Raw genomic sequence first — 12,632 nt, forward strand, 5'->3', positions numbered from 1 at the left:
CTATCGTTCCCAATAGGGGACAGGCCCGTAGAGGCCGGCGAGATAATCGATGAACAGGCGCACCTTGGCCGGCAGGAACTGGCGGCTCGGGTAGACGGCCGATAGCGTCAGGTTCTTCGAGCCCTCCCATTGCGGCAGCACCTGCACCAGCTGGCCGCTGCGCAGCTCCGGGCCGATATCCCAGGTGGAGCGGAGCGCGATGCCGGCGCCGGCGATCACCGCCGCCCGGACGATTTCAGAGGAATTGGTCACCAGCGGCCCTTCGGGGTGCCAGACGAGCGATCCCTCCGGCCCTTCGAGCTTCCAGTTGTCGTTGTTGTGGGCGGGCAGGCAGAAATGCCGGGCGAGGTCGCCAATCTCGTTCGGGGCGCCGTTGCTGGCAATGTAGTCCGGCGAGGCGCAGAGCAGCCTGCGGACCGGCGCGAGCTTGCGCGCTACCAGGCTCGAATCGGTCAGCTCACCGATGCGCACGGCCATGTCGAAGCCCTCGGCGACGATATCGGTAAAGTCGTCGGTGAGCACGATGTGCAGCTTGAGATCCAGATGGTCCTTCATGAAGCCGGTCAGATGCGGCGCGATATGCATGCGGCCAAAGGAGGTCGGCGCCGAAATGCGAAGCACGCCCTGCGCCTGCGACGAGCGTCCTGAGGCATAGGCTTCCGCCTCTTCGATGCCCGTGAGGATGCCGAGCACGCGGTCGTAGAAGCCCTGGCCCGCCTCGGTTAGCGAGATCTGCCGGGTGGTGCGCTGCAACAGGCGCGTGCCCAGCCGGTCTTCCAGCCGCTTGATCCGTTTGGAGATGACCGCGGGGGAAAATCCGAGCGCCCGCCCTGCTGCCGACATACTGCCGGAGGAAACGACGCGTGCAAAAATCTCAAGATCGCCTAAATTCGTCATCAATCGTTGCCATTGTTTCCGAAATGGAAAAGCTCGATAGCATTTGCGAGGGGGCTATCCTAGTGGTAAAGAAAATGAACCAATTGACATATGGGCGGAGGATTTGATGGCGGAAACGATCGGCTTTCTGCAGCCAAGGCCGGCCGTCATCGCCCGGCGCCGCGAGATCGCTGCTGACCTGGCAGACCTGCTGCCATCAGGCTGCCTCATCAGCGACGAGCGCGGCTTAAAGCCGTTCGAGACCGATGCCTTCATCGCCTATCGCCGCATGCCGCTTGCCGTCGCCCTGCCCGAGACGACCGAACAGGTGGCAGCGGTGCTTAAATATTGCAGCCGCTACGGCATTCCCGTCGTGCCGCGTGGCGCCGGCACCTCTTTGTCCGGCGGCGCCATCCCCCAGGAAGACGCTGTGGTAATCGGCCTCTCGAAGATGTCGCGCATCCTCGATATCGACTTCTTCAACCGCACCGCGACGGTCCAGGCCGGTGTGACCAATCTCAATATTTCCGAAGCCGTTTCCGCCGATGGCTTCTTCTACGCGCCGGATCCGAGTTCGCAGCTTGCCTGCACCATCGGCGGCAATATCGGCATGAATTCCGGCGGCGCCCATTGCCTGAAATACGGCGTCACCACCAACAATCTGCTGGGCGTGAAGATGGTGCTGTTCGACGGCACGATCATTGATCTCGGCGGCAAGGCGTTCGATGCGGCCGGCTACGATCTGCTCGGCCTTGTCTGCGGCTCGGAGGGGCAGCTCGGCATCGTTACCGAGGCAACCGTGCGGCTGATCGCCAAGCCCGAGGGCGCCCGCCCGGTGCTGTTCGGCTTTGCCTCCTCTGAAGCCGCCGGCGCCTGCGTCGCCGACGTCATCGGTTCCGGCATCATCCCCGTCGCCATGGAATTCATGGACAAGCCGGCAATCGAGATCTGCGAAGCCTTTGCCCATGCCGGCTATCCGCTGGATGTGGAGGCGCTACTGATCGTCGAGGTGGAGGGCTCGGAGGCCGAGATGGACGCGATGCTCGCAAGCATCATCGACGTTGCCCGGCGCCACGGCGTTACCACAATCAAGGAAAGCCAATCGGCGCTCGAGGCGGCGCTGATCTGGAAGGGCCGCAAATCGGCGTTCGGCGCAACCGGACGCATCGCCGACTATATCTGCATGGACGGCACCGTGCCGCTCAGCCAGCTTTCCCACGTTCTGCGCCGCACCGGCGAGATCGTCGCTTCCTACGGTCTGCGCGTCGCCAATGTCTTTCACGCCGGCGACGGCAACATGCATCCGCTGATCCTCTACAACATCAACGACCCCGATGATGCGGCACGCGCCGAAAGCGCCGGCAACGACATCCTGAAGCTTTGCGTCGATGCCGGCGGATGCCTGACCGGCGAACATGGCGTCGGTATCGAGAAACGCGATCTCATGCTGCATCAGTTCACCCAGACCGATCTGGACCAGCAGATGGCGGCGCGCGCCGCCTTCGATCCACAATGGATCCTGAACCCGTCCAAGGTCTTTCCGCTCGAAGGACGCCCCGCCGCATGATCGTGCATTTCGAGCCTGCGAGCGAAGAGGGGATCGCAACCGTGGTTCGGGCGATGGCCGCGGAAAGGGCGTCGCTTACCGTCATCGGCGGCGGCACGCGCTCCGGCCTCGGCAACCCCGTGCGCGCCGACCGGGTGCTGTCCACCCGCCGTCTCTCAGGTATTGTCAGCTACAACCCGGCGGAAATGACCGTCAGCGCGCTCGCCGGGACGCCGCTTGCCGAGGTCGAGGCGGCCCTTGCCGAAAACCGGCAGATGCTGTCATTCGAACCGATGGACCACCGCCCGATCTTTGCAACGACCGGCGAACCGACGATCGGCGGGGTTTTCGCGGCCAATGTCTCGGGGCCGAGGCGCCTCATCGCCGGTGCCGCTCGCGACAGCCTGCTCGGCGTCCGTTTCGTCAATGGCAGGGGCGACGCGATCAAGGCTGGCGGCCGGGTGATGAAGAACGTCACCGGCCTCGATCTGGTAAAACTTTTGGCGGGCTCGCACGGAACGCTTGGAATTCTGACCGAGGTGACATTCCGCGTGCTGCCGAAGCCGCCAGCCTGCGAAACCGTCGTGGTCTCGGGCTTGAACGATGCCGAGGCGGCGGCCGTGATGGCAGAAGCCATGGCGCAAACGGTCGAGGTATCAGGTGCGGCGCATCTGGCCGAGAGCGTCCGCGGCCGGTTCATCGCCGGCGGCCTGCCCGATGGCGCAGCAACCGTTCTTCGGCTGGAAGGCTTGCAGGCCTCGGTCTCGATCCGCGCGGAAAAACTGTCGAAGGCGCTCGAAAAGTTCGGTCCGGTATCGCGGCTCGATGCGGAGCAGACGGCGGCGCTCTGGTTGGAGATCCGCGATGTGAAGCCCTATGCAGATGGCACGGATCGCCCGCTCTGGCGTGTCTCGGTTGCGCCTTCGGCCGGCCACCAACTGGTTGCCGCGTTGCGCCTGCAAACGGGTGTCGATGCCTTTTATGACTGGCAGGGCGGACTTGTGTGGCTGCGCATGGAGGCCGATCCGGAGGCGGCGCTGGTGCGCCGCTATATCAAGGCGCTTGGCGGCGGCCATGCGAGCCTCGTTCGCGCAGCTGACGGCTTTCGCGCGACCATTCCATCGTTCGAGCCGCAACCCGCGCCGGTGGCGCTGTTGAGCGAGCGCGTCCGGGAAAAGTTCGATCCACAGCGGATCTTCAATCCGGGCCGGATGCAGGCCGTCTCCTGAGGCACGGGGAAATGACGAGAGAGGGAGGTATCGATGAGTGACAATGGTCCGCAGGCTCCGCCTCCCAGAGAGACCGATCGCTGGCTGGAGCCCGGGAAGGTCAACGTCCAGGTCATTTATGTGCTCTATCTCGTCGCTTTCGCCGTGGGGATCACGTCTGTCATCGGCGTCGTGCTTGCTTATCTCAACCGCGGCAAGGGTGCGCCCTGGGTCCAGACACACTATACTTGGGCGATCCGCACCTTCTGGATTGCGCTGTTGTTCGGTCTCATCTCGGCGCTGCTGATGGTGTTGCTGATCGGGTTTTTAGGGTTTATCGCCACCGCGGTCTGGATCGTCGTGCGCTGTGTCGTCGGCCTGCAACGCGCCGCTCGCGAGGAGCCGATCAGCAATCCGGAAAGCTGGATGATCTAAACCGTGTGGCGCAAAAGTGTGTAGCGGTTTTGCGACAGCGACATGGGAAAACAAGAGCTTGAAATGCGGTAAGCGATCAGAGATCGCAACGCGCGTGAGGGGCAGAGCCCCGATACTGGAGTAGCCGCTTGCAAACGAACTTTACGCCCGCGCAGCTTGCCGATCCGCATGTGGCCGAATCCGAGGCCATCCTGCGCAAATGCGTGCATTGCGGTTTTTGCACCGCCACCTGTCCCACCTATGTGACGCTTGGCGACGAGCTCGATAGCCCGCGTGGCCGCATCTATCTCATCAAGGATATGCTGGAGAACAGTCGGCCGGCCGACACCGAAACCGTGACGCATATCGACCGCTGTCTGTCCTGTCTCGCCTGCACCACCACGTGTCCGTCAGGCGTCGACTACATGCATCTCGTTGATCATGCCCGTGTTCATATAGAGAAGACCTACAAGCGGCCATTGAAGGATAGGCTGGCCCGCGCCGTGCTGGCGCAAGTCCTGCCCTATCCCTCGCGTTTTCGCCTTGCCTTGAAGGCGGCCGCTTTCGGAAGGCCCTTTGCCAGGGTTCTGAAAAAGGTGGCGGCGCTCAAGACCTTCGGAGTGATGCTCGATCTGGCGCCGAAGGCGGTGCCGGAGCCCTCGGCGACCGCGATCACGGGCACCCATGCCGCCAGCGGCAAGCGCGTCGGCCGCGTTGCGCTGCTGAACGGTTGCGCGCAACCGGTACTGAAGCCGGAGATCAACGAGGCAACCATCCGCCTCCTTACCCGTCTCGGCATAGAGGTGGTCGTCTCGGCAGGCGAGGGCTGTTGCGGCGCGCTGGTGCATCACATGGGGCGGGAGGGCCAGGCGCTCGACGCGGCCCGGCGCAATGTCGATGCCTGGCTGAGCGTGGCAGACGAAGGTAGTCTCGATGCGATCATCATCACCGCATCCGGCTGCGGCACGACGATCAAGGATTATGGCCACATGCTGCGCCTCGACCCCGCCTATGCGGAAAAGGCAGCAAGGGTCTCGGCCATGGCGAAGGACATCACCGAATACCTGTCGACTCTGGATCTTCCAGTGCAGGATCCGCGCGGCATGACCGTGACCTATCATTCCGCCTGCTCCATGCAGCACGGCCAGAAGATCACCATGGCGCCGAAGCAACTGTTAAAACAGGCGGGGTTCGTCGTGCGCGATCCCGCAGAAGGCCATCTCTGTTGCGGCTCGGCCGGCACCTACAACATCCTGCAGCCGGAGATCTCGCAGAAGCTCAAGGACCGCAAGGTCAAGAACCTCGCGGCGACGAAGCCCGACGTGATCGCCACCGGCAATATCGGCTGCATCACCCAGATCGCGACCGGCACGGCGATCCCGATCGTCCACACGGTCGAACTGCTCGACTGGGCCTATGGCGGCGCGAAACCGGCTGGATTGTGAAACGAAAAATGCCGGCGCGATGGCGCCGGCATTGGTTTTTCTGGGCTATTTCTGGCGAGCGTATCAGCCGCCAAAGATCTGGCGGAAGATATCGACGCCGCGATCGTTGAAGTAGGTATCGCCGGTCTTGCTGCCGGGTCCGATGACGATCACCTTGGTGCCGACGTCGGCCCGGTCGTAGAGGTGCTCGATGTCGTTATTCATCATGCGGATGCAGCCCGAAGACATATTCTGGCCGATCGTCCACGGCTGGTTGGTGCCGTGGATGCGGAAGATCGTGTCGCGGCCGCCCTTATAGAGATACATGGCACGCGCGCCGAGCGGGTTGTCGATGCCGCCTTCCTGCGTGATCGGCAGGATGCGGCCCTTGGCGGCTTCGCGGCGGCGCATTTCTTCCGGCGGCGTCCAGGTCGGCCATTCAGCCTTGCGGCCCACCTTCACCACGCCTGACCAGCCGAAGCCTTCACGACCGACGCCGATACCGTATCGGGTCGCGCGGTTCGGACCGTCGATGTAGTAGAGAAACTTGTTGTTGGTATCGACAATGATCGTGCCGGGGGCTTCGTCGGTGCTGAAGCGAACCTTGGTGCGCCAGAATTGCTTCGGCGGCTTTTTCTGCGTCGCGACAAGGACGATATCACTGCTCTTGGGAGTGGTTCCGGATGTCGGCGCGGGCGTGAAAGCCTGGGCATTGGCGGCGGCAAGAATAGCGCTGGTCGCGATGGCGATCGCGACCAATTTGCTGGCATGACGTTTCATATACGATTCCCTCTAAGCCCTCGTTACATCAAGGCTATGCAAATTGGCCCGAAGTTCAAGCCCGGGATACATCCGATAGACCGAACATGGTCACGGATTTTGTATCTTTAAGCCCGTCTGTTGCCTGAAGATCACGACCAGGCAACAGCAAAACGTATGGGGAGAGGGAAATATTCTATGTCCGGCGCCAATTATATGACGATAACCTTGGTGCCGACATTCACCCGTTCATAGAGATCGACGACGTCCTCGTTGCGCATGCGGATGCAGCCTGAGGAGACCGCGTAACCGATCGTCCAGGGCGCATTGGTGCCGTGGATGCGGTAAAGCGTCGAGCCGAGATACATGGCGCGTGCGCCAAGCGGATTTTCCGGGCCGCCGTCCATGCGGGCCGGCAGGTAGTGCCCCTTGGCGGCTTCGCGCGAGATCATTTCCGTCGGCGGCGTCCAGCTCGGCCATTCCGCCTTGCGGGTGACCTTATGAGCGCCGGCCCATTCGAACCCCGGCTTGCCGACGCCGACACCGTAGCGCCGTGCCTGACCATTACCGGCGACAAGGTAGAGGAAACGATTGTTGGTATCGATGACGATCGTGCCTGCCTTTTCCTTGCCGTCGTAGGCAACTGTCTGCGGCAGATACTGCGGGTCGAACTTAGACTTGACGGGACGCTGGGCGCGGGTGGCGTTGACCGGTTGTACCAGCGGGGCGCCGACGCGGCGTTTTGCCTGCGGCTTCACGGTCAGGCCCTGATAATACTGTTTTCGGGTGGTGGTCGGTATCTGCTGGCGGTAGATGACCCGGCGCGCCTGTTGCGGCTGGCCGCCGAGCTGCATCACCCACGGGGCGGTCAGGTCTGGGCTGACGATCACCGGCGGCCGGTTCTTGTACCGGTCCTGGGCCTGCGCCTGGCCGGCGACGAGGGTGAGGATGGATGCGGCTACAACAAGGGATTTTTTCAACATCGGACGGACTCGCTACCTTTCGCCGAAACGTATCAAAATGGGGCGCGGCCAGCCGGAGAACGGGTCTCCAGGACGGACGGCATGCGCCTTGGCAATGGGGCGATCGTGTCATCGCGGCGCCACGGAATGGTAAACGGCAGCCCGCGAAAGGGAGGAAGCGCCGATAAAGCTTTGGGTAGGGTTATCCGTCGCTTTAGGAATCTGGTTTGTGAATGGTAAATGCGGAAGAGCACGATGAAACGGGGCTGGTAATGACGACCAAGGGCATAATGATTGGCGAAGACGGCCTTGGGCGTTGCGCCTGGCAGAGCAATCTCGATGACTACAGACGGTATCACGACGAGGAATGGGGGCGGCCGGTTACCGATGACCGGCGCCTCTTCGAGAAGATCTGTCTGGAGGGGTTTCAATCCGGCCTCTCCTGGCTGACGATCCTGCGCAAGCGCGAGGCCTTTCGCGCCGCCTTCGCCGGCTTCGACGTCGATGCGGTTGCCGCCTTCGGCGATGCTGACATCGAGCGCTGCCTTGGCAATACCGGCATCGTGCGCCATCGCGGCAAAATCGTCTCGACCATCAACAACGCCAAGCGCGCCCAGGAGCTTAAAGCCGAGTTTGGTTCGCTTGCTGCCTATTTCTGGTCGCACGAACCCGGCCCGGACGAGCGGCCGGCATTTGTCAGCTATGAAGCGATCGCCGCCAATCCGACGACTCCGACCTCGACGCTGATCTCCAAGGATCTGAAAAAGCGCGGCTGGACCTTCGTCGGCCCGACGACGATCTATGCCTTCATGCAGGCCATGGGGCTTGTCAACGACCACATCGAAGGCTGCCATTGCCGCGCGACGGTCGAGGACATGCGGCGGGCGCTGACGCGCCCGCAACCCTGAATTTGCATCTTTCCAGGAACGGCTTCAGCCACCGTTCTTGGCAAGCCAATCCTTCATCATCTGGATCTCGCCCTCCTGGGCCTTGATGATGTCTTCCGCCAGTTTGCGCAGTTGTTCGTCCTTGCCGTATTCGAGTTCGACCCTGGCCATGCCGATCGCGCCCTGATGATGGGCGATCATGCCCCGCACGAAGTCGACATCGGCGTTGCCGGTAAAGGCGATGTCCATGCCCTTGTGCATGCGGGCGTTGACCTCGGCGAAAGCCTTGCTGGAGGCGGAGGTGTCGCCGGCCGGCGCCGCCGCCTCAGCCGATCCGTGATGCATGCTGCTGCCGTGGTCCTGGGCCATAGCGGGAGCATAAAGTGACGCGATCAGGACTGAGGCTGCTATGATCGTTTTCAAAGACATGATGGTTTCCTTCTTCATCTCATTATCATCTCGCGCGACTGAGGCAGCGCCGTGCAATCGCCGAAATGTCGGCCGGTTGTTGCGGCCGGTCATATGGAATTTCGTTTCGTCAGCGCAGCCGATACACCCGAAGGTGAGCCACGATGACGGTCACACAAGCAGGAACGACTTGGGTGGTGGCGAGCGCGGCCCGATCGTGATCGCGTGCAATGCGGGATATGTCGCTGCCGCCAGACGCGACGATGTCGTGGTCGCCGGATCGAACATCAAGGCAATTGGCTCGATCGCGATGCAGGCCGAACAGGACGAAGGATGCGCCTGTTTTTTCGAGTGGTCCTTGCATGCCCGGATATCTTCGCAGGAGATCGCATGGCCAGCGTGAACGGCTTGCTTTTGCGACGAGTCATGGGCGGCGGTTTGTGCGGCACCGGCCGCCAGGTCCTGGGCCTGCAGCATCGCCGAAGGCGCGCCTGAGAACAGGGCTGCAACGAACAGGAGTATGACGGCGGCAAAACGCATGCCCTTTACTTAGGATGGCCCGTGGCAAAGAGAAGACGTGATCGGCACGCTGCCGGTCCGATCGTTGCCTTCGCGCACGCCTGGAGCCGCTTTGCGCCGTGCTAACCCTTGCCGCCCATGCCTCTATCCGATAGGGAAAGCTCGAAACCCGCTGACAGTCCGGAATGCTCCCCATGACCGAGAAACAAAAGAAACCGCAGAAGCTCAAGGCACGCCTTCCGCGTGGCTTTGTCGACCGTTCGGCCGCCGATATTCGCGCCACCGACGACATGATCGTCAAGATCCGCGAAGTCTATGAGCGTTATGGTTTCGATCCGGTCGAAACGCCGCTGTTCGAATACACCGATGCGCTTGGAAAATTCCTGCCCGACAGCGACCGCCCGAACGAGGGCGTGTTTTCGCTGACGGATGACGACGACCAGTGGATGTCGCTGCGCTACGACCTGACGGCGCCGCTTGCCCGTCACGTCGCCGAGAACTTCAACGAGATCCAGCTTCCCTTCCGCACCTATCGCGCCGGCTACGTTTTCCGCAACGAAAAGCCGGGCCCGGGTCGCTTCCGCCAGTTCATGCAGTTCGATGCCGATACGGTCGGTGCCGCCGGCGTCCAGGCGGATGCCGAAATGTGCATGATGATGGCCGACACGATGGAAGCGCTCGGCATCAAGCGCGGCGACTACGTGATCCGGGTCAACAACCGCAAGGTTCTTGATGGCGTCATGGAGGCGATTGGCCTCGGCGGCGACGACAAGGCGAATGCCCGCCTGACGGTGCTGCGCGCCATCGACAAGCTCGACAAGTTCGGTCCCGAAGGCGTGCGCCTGCTGCTCGGCGAAGGCCGCAAGGACGAGAGCGGCGACTTCACCAAGGGCGCCGGTCTGAACGGCGAGCAGATCGACAAGGTCCTGTTCTTCGTTGGCATCCAGGACTACGCCGAAAGTGCCGCCGAACTCGCAGCGCTCGTTGCCGGCACAGCCAAGGGCGGCGAGGGCGTCGAGGAACTCAACACCATCCGCAGCCTGGTCGTGAGCGCGGGCTACGAGGCCGATCGCATCAAGATCGACCCTTCGGTCGTTCGCGGTCTCGAATATTACACCGGCCCGGTTTTCGAGGCCGAGTTGCAGTTTGCCGTCACCAATGAGAAGGGCGAAAAGGTCGTCTTCGGTTCGGTCGGCGGCGGCGGACGTTACGATGGTCTCGTCTCGCGCTTCATGGGCCAGCCGGTGCCGGCCACCGGTTTCTCGATCGGTGTTTCGCGCCTGATGACCGCGCTCAAGAACCTTGGCAAGCTCGGCACGTCGGACGTCGTGGCACCGGTCGTCGTCTGCGTTATGGACCGTGACATCGACAGCATGGGCCACTACCAGCGCTTCGTGCAGCAGCTCCGCCATGCCGGCATTCGCGCCGAGATGTACCAGGGCAACAAGAAGAACTTCGGCGACCAGCTGAAATACGCCGACCGTCGCGGTGCGCCGCTCGCGATCATTCAGGGCGGCGACGAGCGCGCCGCCGGTCTGGTGCAGATCAAGGATCTGATCGAGGGCAAGCGCTTGTCGGGCGAAATCGAGGACAATGCGGCATGGCGCGAGGCGCGGGTGGCGCAGGTCTCCGTGCCCGCAGGCGACCTTGTCGAAAAGGTGCGTGAAATGCTCGCGGCACAGGCCGAGGACCGGGCAAGGGCAGGCTGACGGCGATGCCTCTGATCAACCTTCCCGCCTTCTCCGCAGATCTGCTTGCCGAGTTCGAAAGTCTCGGCACGCTTCGGGTCGACACACCGGTGATCCAACCGGCGGAGCCGTTTCTCGCCATGGCTGGCGAGGATCTTCGCCGCCGCATCTTCATGACCGAGAGTGAGACCGGAGAGAGCCTCTGTCTGCGGCCGGAATTCACCATCCCCGTCTGCCTTCGCCACATCGAAACGGCAACCGGCACGCCCAAGCGTTATGCCTATCTCGGCGAAGTGTTTCGTCAGCGCCGCGAAGGCGGCAACGAATTCTATCAGGCCGGCATCGAAGATCTCGGTGATACCGATATCGCCGCCTCCGACGCGCGTGCGGTCGGCAATGCCATGCGGGTGGTTGCCAATCGTCTTCCTGGCCGGCGCCTGGCGGTCACGCTCGGCGACCAGTCGGTCTTCGAAGCGGTCGTCGGTGCCTGTGGCCTGCCGGGCGGCTGGCAGAAGCGGCTGATCCATGCCTTCGGCGACCAGAAGCACCTGCAGAAGCTGCTTGCCGAGCTTGCCGATCCAAAGGCTGCCGGCGTCTTTGGCCCCGAGGTCGAGCGGCTGGCGATCGCCGGCATGCTCGATGACGAGGTGCGGCTTGTCGCCCATATCGGCGAAACCATGGAGGCGACGGGCTACTCCACCAATGCCAGCCGCTCGCCGCAGGACATCGCCCGCCGCCTGAAGGAAAAGATGGAACTGGCGAATACCCGGCTCGATCCGGAAACGCTGGATCTCGTGCGTGAATTCCTGGCGCTCGACATGCCGCTTGCCGAAGCGCCTGCCGCACTCTTCCGCTTTGCCGAGAAGACCGGATTGACGCTCGATGGAGCGCTGGCGCGTTTTGACGCGCGCGTGGCGGCGCTTGCCGGCATCGGCGCCGATGTCGATGTCATTCGCTATCGTGCCGCCTTCGGCCGCCCGCTCGACTATTATACCGGCCTCGTCTTCGAAGTCGAAGTCGAGGGGACACCGGCGGTGCTTGCCGGTGGCGGGCGCTTCGACCGGCTCCTAACCCTGCTTGGCGCGCGCGAACATATTCCCGCCGTCGGCTTCTCGCTCTGGCTCGACCGGATCGAAGCGGCGATCGCCGCCAGCGGAGGTGCCGCATGACCATCACCATCGCATTGCCGTCCAAGGGGCGGATGAAGGACGACGCCTCGGCGATCTTCGAGCGCGCCGGCATGAAGATCGTCGCCGTCGGCAATGACCGCTCCTATCGCGGCCGTGTCGAAGGCTGGGACGATGTCGAGATCGCCTTCCTGTCGGCCTCGGAGATTTCGCGCGAGCTCGGCAACGGCTCGATCGATTTCGGCGTCACCGGAGAAGACCTTGTGCGCGAGGGGCTTGCCAATGCCGACGCTCGCGTCGAGTTCTGCGCCCGCCTCGGCTTCGGCCATGCCGATGTCGTCGTCGCCGTTCCGGAGATCTGGTACGACGTCGACACCATGGCCGACCTCGGCGACGTCGCCGCCGACTTCCGCGCCCGCCACGGGCGGCGGCTGGCGATTGCCACCAAATACTGGCGGCTGACGCAGAACCACTTTTCCGGCAGCCACGGCATCCAGCTCTACCACATCGTCGAAAGCCTCGGAGCGACCGAGGGTGCGCCGGCCTCCGGCTCTGCCGACATCATCGTCGACATCACCTCGACCGGTTCGACCCTGCATGCCAACCACCTGAAGACCCTTGCCGACGGCGTCATACTGCGGTCGGAGGCCTGCCTGGTGCGTGCACGCAAGCCGGCGCATGACGGCGACCCGATCGTCGGTCGCATTCTCTCGGCGGTGCGCGACGCGCTTTGAAACTTAAGAACCGCCGCTCAGGCGCTCTGCCGGGCGCAGCGCAGGTTGGTATCTGCGCGGCGCAAGCGGCGGGTGCCGTT

13 protein-coding genes are annotated in these 12,632 nt (G+C 63.0%); 8 read left to right on the plus strand and 5 right to left on the minus strand.

Annotated elements, in window-relative coordinates:
- On the minus strand, positions 1-897 hold the full coding sequence (locus C6558_RS03600) for a LysR family transcriptional regulator (RefSeq protein WP_025426041.1): 897 nt from the start codon (positions 895-897) through the stop codon (positions 1-3).
- A 106-nt stretch (positions 898-1,003) separates the two neighbouring features.
- Between C6558_RS03600 and C6558_RS03605 the strand changes: the two genes are divergently transcribed.
- From C6558_RS03605 to glcF, 4 genes are all read left to right on the plus strand, one after another.
- Positions 1,004-2,443, plus strand: a complete 1,440-nt coding sequence (locus C6558_RS03605; protein WP_025426042.1) for an FAD-linked oxidase C-terminal domain-containing protein — start codon at positions 1,004-1,006, stop codon at positions 2,441-2,443.
- Positions 2,440-3,651: a glycolate oxidase subunit GlcE gene (gene glcE, locus C6558_RS03610; RefSeq protein WP_057211572.1), complete on the plus strand. Its 1,212-nt coding sequence runs from the start codon at positions 2,440-2,442 to the stop codon at positions 3,649-3,651. The genes C6558_RS03605 and glcE overlap by 4 nt, the downstream gene beginning before the upstream one ends.
- 33 nt (positions 3,652-3,684) lie before the next feature.
- Positions 3,685-4,065, plus strand: coding sequence for a DUF4870 domain-containing protein (locus tag C6558_RS03615; RefSeq protein WP_025426044.1), 381 nt, complete (start codon positions 3,685-3,687; stop codon positions 4,063-4,065).
- A gap of 128 nt (positions 4,066-4,193) precedes the next feature.
- On the plus strand, positions 4,194-5,489 hold the full coding sequence (gene glcF, locus C6558_RS03620; RefSeq protein WP_025426045.1) for a glycolate oxidase subunit GlcF: 1,296 nt from the start codon (positions 4,194-4,196) through the stop codon (positions 5,487-5,489).
- Positions 5,490-5,552: 63 nt separating this feature from the next.
- On the opposite strand, the gene C6558_RS03625 is transcribed toward glcF, so the two are convergent.
- Positions 5,553-6,248 (minus strand): L,D-transpeptidase, encoded by a 696-nt coding sequence (locus C6558_RS03625; protein WP_025426046.1) that lies wholly within the window; start codon positions 6,246-6,248, stop codon positions 5,553-5,555.
- 191 nt (positions 6,249-6,439) lie between these two features.
- Positions 6,440-7,210, minus strand: coding sequence for a L,D-transpeptidase (locus tag C6558_RS03630; RefSeq protein ID WP_084814473.1), 771 nt, complete (start codon positions 7,208-7,210; stop codon positions 6,440-6,442).
- A 251-nt stretch (positions 7,211-7,461) separates the two neighbouring features.
- Here C6558_RS03630 and C6558_RS03635 point away from each other — a divergent pair, with 251 nt between their 5' ends.
- A complete protein-coding gene (locus tag C6558_RS03635) occupies positions 7,462-8,097 on the plus strand; it encodes a DNA-3-methyladenine glycosylase I (protein WP_025426048.1) in 636 nt (211 codons plus the stop codon).
- A 24-nt stretch (positions 8,098-8,121) separates the two neighbouring features.
- Here the strand turns inward: C6558_RS03635 and C6558_RS03640 are convergent, their stop codons facing one another.
- Positions 8,122-8,505: a DUF305 domain-containing protein gene (locus C6558_RS03640; protein ID WP_025426049.1), complete on the minus strand. Its 384-nt coding sequence runs from the start codon at positions 8,503-8,505 to the stop codon at positions 8,122-8,124.
- A gap of 150 nt (positions 8,506-8,655) precedes the next feature.
- The gene (locus C6558_RS03645; RefSeq protein ID WP_025426050.1) at positions 8,656-9,024 is read right to left on the minus strand and encodes a hypothetical protein; all 369 of its coding nucleotides are present in this window, start codon (positions 9,022-9,024) and stop codon (positions 8,656-8,658) included.
- Between the two features lie 173 nt (positions 9,025-9,197).
- On the opposite strand from C6558_RS03645, the gene hisS reads away from it, so the two are divergent.
- The 3 genes from hisS to hisG are packed head-to-tail and all read left to right on the plus strand — an operon-like array spanning position 9,198 to position 12,552.
- On the plus strand, positions 9,198-10,712 hold the full coding sequence (gene hisS, locus C6558_RS03650; RefSeq protein ID WP_025426051.1) for a histidine--tRNA ligase: 1,515 nt from the start codon (positions 9,198-9,200) through the stop codon (positions 10,710-10,712).
- Positions 10,713-10,717: 5 nt separating this feature from the next.
- Positions 10,718-11,860, plus strand: coding sequence for an ATP phosphoribosyltransferase regulatory subunit (locus C6558_RS03655; protein ID WP_025426052.1), 1,143 nt, complete (start codon positions 10,718-10,720; stop codon positions 11,858-11,860).
- Positions 11,857-12,552: an ATP phosphoribosyltransferase gene (hisG, locus tag C6558_RS03660; RefSeq protein WP_025426053.1), complete on the plus strand. Its 696-nt coding sequence runs from the start codon at positions 11,857-11,859 to the stop codon at positions 12,550-12,552. Before C6558_RS03655 ends, hisG begins: the two co-directional genes overlap by 4 nt.
- Positions 12,553-12,632: the final 80 nt, after the last annotated feature.

This window comes from Ensifer sp. NM-2 (assembly GCF_003024455.1).
GTDB classification, from domain to species: Bacteria; Pseudomonadota; Alphaproteobacteria; order Rhizobiales; family Rhizobiaceae; genus Ensifer; species Ensifer canadensis.

Bases quoted from the DNA above. Each gene is read 5' to 3' on its own strand.
- C6558_RS03645 (WP_025426050.1), bottom strand. From the start codon at position 9,024: ATGCGTTTTGCCGCCGTCATACTCCTGTTCGTTGCAGCCCTGTTCTCA.
- hisG (WP_025426053.1), top strand. From the start codon at position 11,857: ATGACCATCACCATCGCATTGCCGTCCAAGGGGCGGATGAAGGACGAC.
- hisS (WP_025426051.1), top strand. From the start codon at position 9,198: ATGACCGAGAAACAAAAGAAACCGCAGAAGCTCAAGGCACGCCTTCCG.
- C6558_RS03640 (WP_025426049.1), bottom strand. From the start codon at position 8,505: ATGTCTTTGAAAACGATCATAGCAGCCTCAGTCCTGATCGCGTCACTT.
- glcE (WP_057211572.1), top strand. From the start codon at position 2,440: ATGATCGTGCATTTCGAGCCTGCGAGCGAAGAGGGGATCGCAACCGTG.
- C6558_RS03605 (WP_025426042.1), top strand. From the start codon at position 1,004: ATGGCGGAAACGATCGGCTTTCTGCAGCCAAGGCCGGCCGTCATCGCC.
- C6558_RS03600 (WP_025426041.1), bottom strand. From the start codon at position 897: ATGACGAATTTAGGCGATCTTGAGATTTTTGCACGCGTCGTTTCCTCC.
- C6558_RS03615 (WP_025426044.1), top strand. From the start codon at position 3,685: ATGAGTGACAATGGTCCGCAGGCTCCGCCTCCCAGAGAGACCGATCGC.
- C6558_RS03625 (WP_025426046.1), bottom strand. From the start codon at position 6,248: ATGAAACGTCATGCCAGCAAATTGGTCGCGATCGCCATCGCGACCAGC.
- C6558_RS03655 (WP_025426052.1), top strand. From the start codon at position 10,718: ATGCCTCTGATCAACCTTCCCGCCTTCTCCGCAGATCTGCTTGCCGAG.
- C6558_RS03635 (WP_025426048.1), top strand. From the start codon at position 7,462: ATGACGACCAAGGGCATAATGATTGGCGAAGACGGCCTTGGGCGTTGC.
- C6558_RS03630 (WP_084814473.1), bottom strand. From the start codon at position 7,210: ATGTTGAAAAAATCCCTTGTTGTAGCCGCATCCATCCTCACCCTCGTC.